The sequence below is a fragment of the Gilliamella sp. Imp1-1 genome, assembly GCF_001690415.1.
In the GTDB taxonomy this organism is placed as follows: domain Bacteria; phylum Pseudomonadota; class Gammaproteobacteria; order Enterobacterales; family Orbaceae; genus Gilliamella; species Gilliamella bombi.
This window is the reverse complement of the sequence record NZ_LZHK01000048.1, coordinates 1-12736: the sequence shown is the minus strand read 5'-3', so window position 1 is coordinate 12736 and position 12736 is coordinate 1. Positions and strand designations below refer to the sequence as shown.

Below are 12736 nucleotides of genomic sequence, written 5' to 3'. Positions count from 1 at the left end.
TGATGATAACTTACACATATTTTTATTGATTATTGGGATTGCTTTTTTCTTTTCTTTTTTGCTAGTTTATCTTCACGCATTTTTTTTATTTGTTCTTTTCTGTTTTTCTTTATTTGGTCTCTTTTCAATTTTTTTTGATTATTTATAGCTAAACGTTCCTCTTTATTTAGAGTATCTTTTATTGTATCTTTTGCTTTTCGCATTTTTTCTCTATTTATGCTAAATTCCTCTAGCACCTCTGTTAACGACGATATACCCAACAAGAATAAAAGTCCTAAAAATAAACCTAATAAAGATGGATATATTGGGTTGTAATCGTGACCCACGCGCGGAAGGATTCTAACCGTTGCTGCTTCTACAAAATTGGTACTAAATAAAAAAAGTAAGAAAAATATCGCTTTCATAATATATGCAATTTAATGGAATAATTTCCACGTATTTTATCTTATACAAATATATAGATGTTAAAGGAAATTTGAACAATAAAAAAAGCAAAGTTTTATATTTCAATGGCACACATTTTCAAACAAAAAATTAGTGTTGCTGATCCAATTTTTGTAAAAATATTCAGGATTCTATACCGTCTTGAGATTAAAAAATGAAAATAATAATACGAAATTTGAATTGAGATGTGGAATAATCTAGGAGTAAACAAATAAAAACTTTAATAAAATTAATTCTAAATCTGAGGTGTTTTTAGTCAAAGCCCACGGGCAAGTAAAATTGCTCACGTGGGTTTATTTCAGTTACGTACAATCTTATTTATATAGATTTATAAAAACAGTTTGTGCAGTGCTTGCGGGGTTAGATGATACTTCTTTTACATAATAAAAGTGCGCACCATTAGCAACTGCATGTTTTTGTGCGGCGGCACTGATTTCTGCTGTATTGTTAAATACACCATGGAAGCTAATAGTACTAAATGGCGTCATGTGTTTAAATGCTTCGCTACTAATTTCGTAGGCATCTTGACCTGCTATTGCTGTTGTGACGATATAATCCCTAACGGGTGCGTCTTGTTTGTATAAAGCAACTTCGATATTTTCTGCTTGGTTTCTAATATCATCAGATGAAATTGAATCGATATAAAACGCATAGGCATTTTTTTCAGCGGCTAATTTACTTGCAGCTTCGGTAATTTCGGAAGTGTTATTGTAATTACCTTTAAATTTAACAACATCAAATGGTAAATAGTAAAGAGCTTTTGAACGTTCATAAGAAACCACGCCATTATAAATAGTTTCATTTTTCTGTACGGCTATTGGTGCGTTAGATTTGTAAATATTGGCATAAACAATCGCACGATCTGAAGAAGTTCCATTAGCTGGACTTTCCATTGCAGTAATATAGTAATATTTAGCACCTGCTTCATCGGCAGCGCGAGAAATATCTTTAGCAGCATTTTCGGCTTGTAAATAACTTCCAGTTACTGAAATTTCTTTTAATGGTACTAAATGACTACTTTCTTTAGCAGTTAATGGCTCAGCAGCATAAAGACTAGCAACAGGTAATGATAACAATACGGCTAATGCAATAGAGGATTTGGTAAAACGTTTCATAATATATTCCTTCATTTTTGAATTATTAAAATAGAAAATCGTTGTTTAACGCTTATTTTATTTGCAAATACATTTATTGATATTACTTCGAAAGTATTCGAACTGGCAGAGCTCCTGATGTGTTGTCCTTGTCTACTTGTAAAAAGCGTTAAGACATTAATAGTTGTTTTGGTAGGGAAAAATAGTAAAACAACTTGTTATTGTTATAAGACGTTCAGTAATAATCCTCAAGTTCTTTTAATCAAATAGAAGGGTGCCTAGCATTAATTGTTTAAAATGAAATGAATTGTCAAAAAAAGAGTTAATTTGAGCTAATTAAGAATGTTAATATTTTCTAAATTATATTTTTCCTACAGATTATTCTCTAATTCTTTCAATAAAGAATTTAAGGATTTGTGCAGTTAATCCCCAAATAACCCGATTGTGATACTGATAATAATAGACAGAATACTCAGCTCTTTTTTGCCATTTAGGTGATCGGTTTAAAATGATATCAAAAGGGAAATCATCAGAAGGTTTATGCCCGACAAACATTGTTGCACGCTGAGGGGGATTTTGAATAAACCACTCAATAGGAACGGTAAAAATCTGTTCGACTTCATCATGATTTAGTTGCAAATCATCAAATGAATTGATTGTGCCAACAAATGGATAAATAGCCATACCTAATGTTGCAATAAACTTGGGTAATGCTCCTAAAATTGTTATTTGGTTAAAGGGTATGCCCAATTCTTCAACTGTTTCTCGTTTAGCTGTGTATTCGGGGTTGGTATCAGATAATTCCACACGCCCACCAGGAAAACAAATATCTCCAGGTTGCCATTTTAATTTTCTAGATCTAATTTGAAATAAAAGATGCAATTGATGATCAATATCAATAATCGGCAATAATACTGCAGCTTTATTATCGATAAATTTTGTGTTTTCTTTTTTTTGCATCTGTTTAGCAATATTTTCAATTGTTATCATAATTATTCATTTTATTTAGGGTTTAAATTTTTGTTCTATTTACCTTACACAAATAACATGCTAGATTTAATAGTAGCGTTAAATTAATACGCGTGTTTTATCTAATTGAAGCCATGCAATATTATATCAATAACATAAAAAAAGAGCTTGAAGATCTTGCCAAATTGAAACGTGAGCGTGCTATCATTGGTATGTCTCCTGAATTTCAGCAGGTATTTTTATTACTTCCTGCGCTTTTTCATTATCACGCACCTAAATTACCAGGATATATGGAAGGGGATATACCTTCAGGTATTGCTTGCTATCAATTGTCTGATGATGTAAGTAAACGGCTTAAAACCGAATTCGATTTTATTCCATCCACTAACGAAAATAAAATAATTAATATCCCAGCAATATCCGCTTTATATACAATGGGAAGTACTTGTTCTATTGGACAGTCAATTCAATCTGATCTTGATATCTGGATATGCATTGAAAACAATTTAACAGATCAACAAAAAGAAGCTTTACAACAAAAATGCCGTTTGCTCGAAGGTTGGGCGGCAAATTTGCAAGTCAAATTAACGTTATTTGTGGTAGATGCTGATCGTTTTATTAATAAACATCATGAATGTCTAATGGGCGAAAATTGCGGAACTGCGCAGCATATTTTGTTACTTGAGGAGTTTTACCGTTCTGCAAATTTGTTGGCTGGCAAATATTTACTGTGGTTTGTAATACCTTATAATTTCACCGTGAATAACGTTACTTACCCTACTTATGAGAAGTGCGTTCAAGCGATGGTTGATCTTAATTTAATCGAGCGAGAACAATGGATTGATTTTGGTCCACTAACTGGATTATCAGCTCAAGAGTATTTTGGCGCAAGTTTATGGCAACTTTACAAAAGTATTGATTCACCTTTTAAAGCCGTACTCAAAACCCTATTATTAGAAGCGTACTCATGGATTTACCCACAAAATAAACCAGTTGCTTATCAAATGAGGGAACTGATTCAAAAAGGCGAAATTCATAATGGGATGTACCTAGATTCTTATTACATGTTGTTGGACAGAATTAGTAAATACCTCATTGAAATTAATGATTATGAACGACTTGAATTAATTCGTAATTGCTTTTATTTGAAAGTGAACGAAAAACTTTCTATCCCAACACAATTGTCGTCATGGCGACGCTCTATTTTAAGTGAGTTAGTTAAAAGTTGGGGATGGGATGAGCAACAAATTGCAAAATTAGATGCGAGTCAATCTTGGAAAATAGGGCAAGTCCGAGAAATACACGAAATCTTATTACACACTATGATGTCTGGCTATCGAAATTTACTCAATTTTGGTCGTCGTAATAATTTAGACTCATTAATTAGTCCTCAAGATCTGGCAATATTAACACGTAAGCTCTATGCTGCTTTTGAAGTATTACCGGGAAAGATTACAACGTTAAAGCTCAATATATCTGATAATTTACAAGAGGAAGCATTAACTTTTATTCATGTTGCAGAAGATCGCATCAATCGAGCAGGATGGTATGTTTACAATCAAAAACCCATGTTGCACTCAATTATTGGCCATCAATATCTTGAATATAGCAAATACTTAGTAAAACTAGTAGGCTGGTGTTATTTTAACGGATTAATTGCTGATAGCACTCACTTTTATTATCATGATGGTGAAAACCGAAATAATTTGAAAATTAATAAATTGATCGCAGATCTAAAAAATTACTTTCCTACTGATGTGCCAGCAGCAACTGAAGAACAGTTATATGGACCATGCGAAATTCGTCACTTAGCTATTATTTTAAATTTAGAAGACGATCCGACGGCTAATATTGAATTAGACGATGAAGTGACCAATAGTGTACTTAATTATGGTAAAAACGAACTCAGCTTAGTGGGATCAATTGATCTTCTTTATCGTAATTCGTGGAACGAAATTCGTGTTCTCCATTTCAGCGGTGCGTTATCGGTACTGCAGGCGATTAAGGAGTTACTAAATCGAATGCATAAAGATGCTGATTTACCCAATTCGCTAGAAATATTTTGTTATAGCGAGTACCAGAGTGATGAAATCAAACAACAAATGAAAAAGTTAATGGATGAATGTATTGATTTACGTTTAACTACCACTCAAAATAACTCAACGCAAGTAAAACCATTAAGGATCGGTGGAGCTTCATGGTATCTATTTTTTGAGCGATTAGGGGTATCATGTCATCAATTTGAAAATGCGATTGATTTTTATGGTGCGGTATCAAATAACAAAATACAAGGTAGACCACTAAACATTTTAGACGAAACAAATGAACTACCAAAAGAAATTGATAGCGTGGCTTATGCCGGGATCATACAATTCTTTTTTGAAAATACTGATTCAGGTTTTGATCTTTACATTCTAAATGAACATAACCAAGTTGAAATATACCGTAATTGCAACGGTTCAATAGATAATATGGTTAAAGATATTAACGAATTTTATATCTTATCTGACGATCGTTTTTCATTTACTACCAGTAGCTCAGTTAATTTTAATCTACCTCAATTTTATCAAATCACCTATAATGAGCGAGATGAAAGACAGATTATCCCGCTTAATTAAAAGATCGGCAAACGATCTTACTTGAATGTAATCATGTCAAAAAGTTTCAGGTAACTATGTGTTTTAGTATAAAAATAATAAAAGTTTACAATTAATAAGTAAAATAATTAAATTTCTATTAAAATAATGGGAACTTTTTTCTAATTTAAGAATCTAACTGTATGTCTGCACAACTTTGGGCCGATTGACAGTTATTAACAAAATAAGGAAAGGCCTTTAATGGGGGAGCAAGTAACAGACCAAGTATTAGTAGATCGCGTTCTTAATGGAGACAAAAACGCATTTAATTTACTTGTTGTTCGTTATCAAAATAAACTGGCTCATTTGGTTTCTCGTTATGTATTAGCGTCCGAAGTTCCTGATGTTGTGCAAGAGACTTTTATTAAGGCATATCGATCATTAAGTCTTTTTAAAGGTGAAAGTGTTTTTTACACATGGCTGTATCGAATTGCAGTTAATACAGCAAAAAACTACTTAACGTCTCAAGGACGACGGCCACCATCATCAGATATAGATGCTAGTGAAGCCGAAAGTTATGAAGGTGCAGATTCATTAAGAGATCTTGATAATCCTGAAAATTTAGCGCTTTCAGACGAAGTAAAAAAAACAGTATTTGCAACGATCGAAGCATTACCAGATGATTTAAAAACCGCAATTACATTGCGCGAAATCGAAGGGTTAAGCTACGAAGAAATCGCTCAAATCATGGATGTACCAGTTGGCACAGTGAGATCACGTATTTTTAGAGCTCGTGATGCAATTGATGAAAAAATTAAACCATTACTCAGTTAATGGCTACAAACAAATAATAAAGAGTAGTCATAAATTTAAGGTGTTTACTATGCAAATAGAACAGAAAGAGCAACTTTCATTACTTATGGATGGTGAGTTTACAAACGACCATATTGTTGATGAAGTATTAAATGATGAAAGTTTGCAATCATGCTGGCATCGTTACCATATTATCAGAGACACAATGCGAGGTGAATTACATAGTAGTTTATTAAATCATAGTAGTTCACTAAATTTAGATATCTCTAGTCAAATTGCACAAGCGATAGCAACTGAAGATTTATACAATCAACCAATTGATCAACCTAATATTGACACAACTACGCCACCAAAAGCTGAAAACCTAATTTGGATTCACGTTAAAGACTTTATTGGCAAAGTAAGCCAAGTTGGACTTGCAGCGTGTGTAACTCTTGGAATTATTGCAGGTGTACAATATAATCAAGGACAAACAAATAGTACCAGTGCAAGCCCTACATTAAATACAGTACCAGTTGGTGTAAGTGTGGCTCCTGTAGGTGGCATTCATCAACAAAACGATCAGCAATTACTTGAAAAACGACAATACGACAAAATTAGATTGCTTGTACAAGATTATGAATTGCAAAAAAGATTAAATGCACACTAATTTTAAATGAAATCGCTAAATTATTTCATCAAATATTTTATAAAACAGAGACGAAAAATAATATTCGCTCTGTTTTTTACATTTTTTTCAGTATCGATTTATGCCAACGATACAGAGGATGCCTTTGCGTTATTAAACAAAATGAATCACGCTGTACAAACGCAAGATTACCGCATTTACTTCGTATCTCAAGATAAAAATCAATATGTAACCACATTCGAATATAGCCATATGGGTGCGCCTGTAAAAGAAGATATTAATGCCTACTTGCGCTATCTAGAAGGCTCTGATAAAGAGATCATCTTACATAAAGGGATAACCAGTTACTTTCAGCCTAATAGTTCATCATTTTCTATCACTAGCTCACGAATTATCGAAGCTTTCCCTGACGTTGTTTATAATAATTTTAATGACCTTAAGGATGTTTACGACTTTATTTTTTTAGGAAAAGCAAGAACAGCTAATCGAAGCGCAAAACTAGTCAAAATCATAGCGAAAGAACAGGACCGTTATAGCTATGTAATTTGGATTGATGATGAAACCTTTTTACCCATTAGGATCGATTTATTAGATCAAAATAGCGATATCATTAATCAGATTAAAGTAATACAACTAGATAAAAATTTTGATAAGAAAGAACAGCTAGATTATATCAACAGCCGAAATTACCCAATCTTATTATCGATTGAAAAACAAAATAATGCCTTTGACCAATGGCGACTAGCTTGGTTACCTAAAGGATTTAAAGAAGTGGCTGCTTATAATTTGAATTTTTATAGTTCTGATATTGCTACTAAATTGTTTTCAGATGGTGTATTTTCATTTACGGTCAATATCTCATCTGAACAAGCTAAACAATCTAATCAGATTATTCAACAAGGTGGAAGGACTATTTTTTCAACCAACTTAGGTCATAAAAATATTATCATCATAGGTAATTTACCGCGTACTACAGTTGAACGTATTGCACAAAATATTGTTCAGAAATAAACGCAAACTTCTCGATAACGCTATGCTTAGTAGCGATAAAAGTGTAAAATGTTTCTCTTTCTGACTATGTAATTATTAGCAATATTGGTCATAACCAAAAGGCATTTTAGATAGTTAACCGTTAATAACCAAGATACTAATTATAATTTATTAATATGAATAAAAATATCCGCAATTTTTCAATTATTGCCCATATTGACCATGGTAAATCAACGCTTTCAGACCGCATAATACAAATTTGTGGTGGGCTTTCAGATCGTGAAATGGAAGCTCAAGTACTTGATTCAATGGATCTTGAGCGTGAACGTGGCATCACAATCAAAGCACAAAGTGTAACCCTTGATTATCATGCTAAAAATGGCGAAACATATCAGCTCAATTTTATTGACACACCAGGTCATGTTGACTTTTCTTATGAAGTGTCGCGCTCGCTAGCTGCTTGTGAAGGTGCGTTATTAGTTGTGGATGCGGGGCAAGGTGTTGAAGCACAAACGCTAGCAAACTGCTACACCGCGTTAGATATGGATCTTGAAGTTGTCCCTGTTCTAAACAAAATTGACTTACCTGCGGCTGAACCTGAGCGCGTTGCAGCCGAAATCGAAGATATTGTAGGTATTGATGCTAGCAACGCAGTGCGTTGCTCGGCAAAAACTGGCGTTGGCGTTGTTGATGTACTTGAGCAATTGGTCAGCGATATTCCACCACCAGAAGGTGACTCGACAGCACCATTGCAAGCACTTATTATCGATTCATGGTTTGATAATTATTTAGGTGTAGTTTCATTAATTCGCATTAAAAATGGTGAATTAAACAAAGGTGATAAGATCAAAGTAATGAGCACAGGTATGACTTATAACGTTGATCGACTTGGTATTTTTACCCCTAAGCAGATTGACAAGCAGTGCTTGCATTGTGGTGAAGTGGGTTGGGTTGTTTGTGCGATCAAAGATATACTAGGCGCGCCAGTGGGCGACACCTTAACTTTAGCAAAAGCACCTGCACAAAATCCATTACCTGGTTTCAAAAAGGTCAAACCACAAGTTTATGCTGGATTATTCCCAACCAGTTCTGACGATTACGAAGCTTTTCGTGATGCCCTTGGCAAATTAAGCCTAAATGATGCCTCATTGTTTTATGAGCCAGAAAATTCTGGAGCTTTAGGGTTTGGATTCCGTTGTGGTTTCCTTGGCTTATTACATATGGAAATTATTCAAGAACGCTTAGAGCGTGAATACAACCTTGATTTGATAACCACAGCACCAACGGTTGTTTATGAAGTACTAACTACATCAAATGACATTATCTACGTTGATAGCCCTGCCAAGTTACCAGCAGTAAATAACATTCAAGAATTACGCGAACCAATAGCAGAATGTAACATATTAGTTCCGCAAACTTATTTAGGCAACGTCATCACACTTTGTGTTGAAAAACGTGGTGTGCAAACCAATATGGTTTATCATGGCAATCAAGTTGCTTTAACGTACGAAATCCCAATGACCGAAGTTGTATTAGACTTTTTTGACAAACTAAAATCGACTTCGCGTGGGTATGCATCATTAGATTACAGTTTTAAACGATTCCAAGCTGCCGACATGGTAAGGTTAGATGTATTAATTAATGGTGAACGTGTTGACGCATTAGCCTTAATTACCCACAAAGACAATGCACCATATCGTGGACGAGAATTAGTTGAAAAAATGAAAGATCTTATTCCTCGTCAACTATTTGATATTGCCATACAAGCTGCTATCGGCAATCATGTCATAGCAAGATCAACGGTCAAACAACTACGCAAAAATGTATTAGCCAAATGCTATGGTGGCGATGTGAGTCGTAAAAAGAAACTTTTACAGAAGCAAAAAGAAGGTAAAAAGCGCATGAAACAAATAGGTAATGTCGAATTACCGCAAGAAGCCTTTTTAGCCATTTTGCATGTAGGAAAAGATTAACCAAGTAAAAACAAATCAATAAAAAGATTTATTTAAAGAGGGAAAAAAATGGCTGGAACATTTGCCATCATATTAACGCTAGCAACACTTATTACTGGTATCTTTTGGTTTTTAGAAAAATTCAAATGGAAACCAGCAAGACAACGTAAAGTTGAAGAAATCCGTACTCAAAGCAATGGCGAAGTTGATGGAAAGATACTTGCCGAAGTTGGTAAACCCAAAGTTTGGGTTGAAAATTTGGCATCGTTTTTTCCGGTATTGTTTGTTGTGTTTGTTATTCGTTCATTCATCTATGAACCGTTTCAAATTCCATCAGGATCAATGATGCAGACATTACTCATTGGCGACTTTATTGCGGTTGAAAAATTTTCTTATGGCATGCGAGATCCTATTACTAACACCGTCATCATTCCAACAGGACAACCACAACGTGGTGATGTTGCCGTATTTAAACACCCAAATGTTCCTCAAATGGATCTTATAAAGCGTGTTGTCGGCTTACCAGGTGACAAAATCGTCTATCTGGTAAAAGAAAAGCAAATTTTAATCTATCCTGCTTGCCAAGCAACAGATGCAAATTGCGAAGGGCAACAATCACAGCCGCTCAATTTGCATTACAGCGAACCAAGGCCAAGTAATTGGAAAGAGGTGCATGAACAGTTCAAGCCAAACCCTAATTTTTACACGCTAGAACAATATGCGGATAAAGGTATTGTCGATTCTCAGTCTATCATGACATTAAATATGAATATTCAACAAGAAACTCTTGGTGACACACCGCATAATATTCTAACCACTCAAGGTTCACAAGAAAATCCTAGCTATTTTTATCATCAGGATGGACAACCGATAGCCACTTGGGTTGTACCACAAGGTCATTATTTTATGATGGGTGACAACCGCGATAACAGTGGTGACAGTCGATACTTTGGTTTTGTTCCTGAAACCAATTTTGTTGGTAAAGCAACCGCAATTTGGATTAGCTTTGAAAAACAACCAAACGAATGGCCAACAGGAATCCGCTTTAGTCGTATTGGCGGTATACACTAATAGCTATAATTATGAAAAAATTTAGTCAAATTCAACAATCAATCGGCTATATATTTCAAGATACATCTCTACTTGAATTAGCCCTTACTCATCGAAGTGCTAATAAACTGCATAACGAACGTTTAGAGTTTTTAGGGGATTCTATTTTAAGTCTTGTCATAGCCGATGAACTTTATCACCGTTTTGTCAAACAAGATGAAGGCGATCTAAGCCAAATGCGCGCAACACTTGTTTGCGGGCAAACACTTGCCGAAATTGGTAAGGATTTTAAATTGGGCGATCACCTTATTTTAGGACAGGGTGAACTCAAAAGTGGTGGTTTTCGTCGCGAATCGATTATTTCTGATGCTGTAGAAGCCATAATCGGTGCCATTTATCTAGATAGCAACCTAGACACAGTTCGTTCACTTATCTTATCATGGTACCAAAGCCGCTTGACTCAAATTCAACCAGGTATTAAACAAAAAGATGCCAAAACAAGATTACAAGAATACTTACAAGGAATTCATCGTCCGCGCCCATGTTATTTAATTCTTGAAGTAACTGGCGATAACCACGAACAAGAATTCTTAATTCAATGTAAAATTGACAATGATAGCCATGAATATTTAGGTCGTGGCTTAAGTCGCCGAAAAGCAGAACAAGCTGCCGCACAAGAAGCACTTAACCAATTAGGTATAAAATGACAGAAACAACACAACATTGTGGATTTGTCGCCATTGTCGGGCGACCAAATGTAGGTAAATCAACGCTACTAAACCAATTGCTTGGTCAAAAAATTTCGATTACATCACGCAAAGCGCAAACGACCCGTCACCGAATTGTGGGTATTGACACGCAGGATAATGACCAAATTATCTATATCGACACCCCCGGACTTCATATTGAAGAAAAAAGAGCCATAAACCGCTTAATGAATCGTGCTGCAAGCAGCTCAATAGGGGATGTTGAACTCGTTATTTTTGTGGTTGAAGGCACACATTGGAATGACGACGACGAAATGGTCGCCAACAAACTCAAAGATTGCAAAAGCCTAGTTCTGTTAGTGATTAATAAAATTGACAACGTCACCGACAAAACACAATTATTACCACATATTCAAGCGATAAGCCAAAAAATTAACTTCCTTGATGTTGTGCCAATTAGCGCTGAAAAAGGAGAAGGTGTAGATATTATAAAAGATATCGTCAAAAAACACTTACCAGAAGGCGAACACCATTTCCCTGAAGATTATATTACCGACCGCTCGCAACGTTTTATGGCATCGGAAATCATCCGCGAAAAACTCATGCGCTTTTTAGGTGATGAATTACCTTATTCGGTAACAGTTGAGATCGAACAATTCAAAGTTGATGAACGTAACGGAATGTACCGAATTAATGGATTAATCTTAGTTGAACGCGATGGACAAAAGAAAATGGTCATCGGCAACAAAGGTGAAAAAATCAAAAAAATTGGTATTGAAGCGCGCAAAGACATGCAATCATTTTTCGACAATAAAGTCCATCTAGAGCTTTGGGTAAAAGTCAAAGCCGGCTGGGCAGATGACGAACGAGCATTGCGGAGTTTGGGTTATAGTGATGATTAAAGATCCTACTTGATTTTAGTTATTCATCAGGCATAAATATGCCTGATTTTTTTATTTTATTTCCTTCTTTTCGATGTTGTAAACAAAAGACTTAAGAATATTTATTTATCGCATTGAAAACTTTTCATATGATCTTTATGCGGGTATTTATCTAGATAGCCCCTAATTTGGCTCAATCCTAATTTTACAAAACGATTTGTTAGCCTAATATCCTTATAGCATTGAATGTATTTATTCTGGTGGTATGTCCACACTTTTTAGTACCAAAAAGATAAGGTCATCGATTTCTTTTGTATTCAATCGGCGACTGGTAATTTAATGTTGAATGAAGTCGATTATAATTAAACCAATCCACATAGTGATTAAATTCCAATTTAAGTTGCGCCAGTGAATCAAAAATAGTATTTGACACAAATTCTGTTTTCACTGCTTTGAATGTACTTTCTGCAATTGCGTTATCATAGGGGCAGCCTTTGCGACTTAAGGACCGTTTAATTCCAAATGCTGTTAAACATTCATCAATCAAATGATTATCAAACTCTTTTCCTCTATCAGAATGAAACAACTCAATCGTCTGTAAGTTCATTGGAATTTGACTCATAGCTTGCATG

General features: G+C 34.8%; 12 protein-coding genes. 8 read left to right on the top strand and 4 right to left on the bottom strand.

Annotated features, from left to right (window positions below):
* Positions 1–29: 29 nt before the first annotated feature.
* The 3 genes from A9G38_RS04560 to A9G38_RS04550 form a co-directional block, all read right to left on the bottom strand.
* Positions 30–404 (bottom strand): hypothetical protein, encoded by a 375-nt coding sequence (locus A9G38_RS04560; RefSeq protein ID WP_034909987.1) that lies wholly within the window; start codon positions 402–404, stop codon positions 30–32.
* A gap of 354 nt (positions 405–758) precedes the next feature.
* Positions 759–1559 carry a YdgH/BhsA/McbA-like domain containing protein gene (locus tag A9G38_RS04555; RefSeq protein ID WP_034909984.1) on the bottom strand — a complete coding sequence of 267 codons (801 nt, stop codon included), beginning with the start codon at positions 1557–1559 and terminating at the stop codon, positions 759–761.
* A 357-nt stretch (positions 1560–1916) separates the two neighbouring features.
* A complete protein-coding gene (locus A9G38_RS04550; protein ID WP_034909983.1) occupies positions 1917–2528 on the bottom strand; it encodes an NUDIX hydrolase in 612 nt (203 codons plus the stop codon).
* Between the two features lie 92 nt (positions 2529–2620).
* Between A9G38_RS04550 and A9G38_RS04545 the strand changes: the two genes are divergently transcribed.
* From A9G38_RS04545 to era, 8 genes are all read left to right on the top strand, one after another.
* Entirely contained in the window at positions 2621–5125 is a 2505-nt protein-coding gene (locus A9G38_RS04545; RefSeq protein ID WP_141671184.1) for a class I adenylate cyclase, read from the top strand.
* A 219-nt stretch (positions 5126–5344) separates the two neighbouring features.
* A complete protein-coding gene (gene rpoE / locus A9G38_RS04540) occupies positions 5345–5917 on the top strand; it encodes an RNA polymerase sigma factor RpoE (protein WP_034909980.1) in 573 nt (190 codons plus the stop codon).
* A gap of 49 nt (positions 5918–5966) precedes the next feature.
* On the top strand, positions 5967–6545 hold the full coding sequence (locus A9G38_RS04535) for an RseA family anti-sigma factor (protein WP_034909977.1): 579 nt from the start codon (positions 5967–5969) through the stop codon (positions 6543–6545).
* Between the two features lie 6 nt (positions 6546–6551).
* On the top strand, positions 6552–7535 hold the full coding sequence (locus tag A9G38_RS04530; RefSeq protein WP_080702282.1) for a MucB/RseB C-terminal domain-containing protein: 984 nt from the start codon (positions 6552–6554) through the stop codon (positions 7533–7535).
* Between the two features lie 155 nt (positions 7536–7690).
* Entirely contained in the window at positions 7691–9487 is a 1797-nt protein-coding gene (gene lepA / locus A9G38_RS04525; protein WP_034909972.1) for a translation elongation factor 4, read from the top strand.
* Positions 9488–9535: 48 nt separating this feature from the next.
* Positions 9536–10537, top strand: a complete 1002-nt coding sequence (gene lepB, locus A9G38_RS04520) for a signal peptidase I (protein ID WP_034909970.1) — start codon at positions 9536–9538, stop codon at positions 10535–10537.
* 8 nt (positions 10538–10545) lie between these two features.
* The gene (gene rnc / locus A9G38_RS04515) at positions 10546–11223 is read left to right on the top strand and encodes a ribonuclease III (RefSeq protein WP_442902857.1); all 678 of its coding nucleotides are present in this window, start codon (positions 10546–10548) and stop codon (positions 11221–11223) included.
* Positions 11220–12125, top strand: a complete 906-nt coding sequence (gene era, locus A9G38_RS04510; RefSeq protein WP_034909964.1) for a GTPase Era — start codon at positions 11220–11222, stop codon at positions 12123–12125. Before rnc ends, era begins: the two co-directional genes overlap by 4 nt.
* Before the next feature lie 277 nt (positions 12126–12402).
* Here the strand turns inward: era and A9G38_RS04505 are convergent.
* Positions 12403–12736, bottom strand: a 334-nt coding sequence (locus tag A9G38_RS04505; RefSeq protein WP_065623264.1) for an IS3 family transposase, incomplete at its 5' end; no start/stop codon positions are given.